Raw genomic sequence first — 543 nt, forward strand, 5'->3', positions numbered from 1 at the left:
AGGATTCCGAAAAATCCTTGCGCTGAGATGCCGCCTAGTGCAAGGATTCTACGAACTCAGGGCAAATCCCGAAAAATCCTTGCGCAAAGGAAGTGCGCAAAGGAAGCACGAGCGAGGAAACACGAGCGAGTGCAAGCGAGAGAACTAGAGAAAGGTAGAGAAAGGCGCAGGAGGGACACCAGAGCAGGGACACCAGAGCAGGGACGCCGCTTGGCACAAGTTCCTTGGTTCTTCTTGGACGATGGGCATCCTACTCGAAAAGCGCCCTTCCTCTGCCCTCCCAACGGTTCAGCAACGAACCACCGCACACGATAACGACACGACACAGTAGAGACGGAACAAAAATCAGGCCACTTCACGGATCTGTGGGATGCAACGCGATTCAGGGGGATTTCTGCGTTGCGTCCCACGATTTGCCATGATTTCGTGGGATGGAACGCAAAAGCGGGCTCGTTTCGCGTTGCGTCCCACGGCTCACAGGGCATCACGGGATATGTTCAGGTGGCATGCAGGTGAAAACGTTGGAAAATGGCGGTTCTCTGG

It is taken from the genome of Bifidobacterium jacchi (assembly GCF_009078285.1).
Classification (GTDB): Bacteria; Actinomycetota; Actinomycetes; order Actinomycetales; family Bifidobacteriaceae; genus Bifidobacterium; species Bifidobacterium jacchi.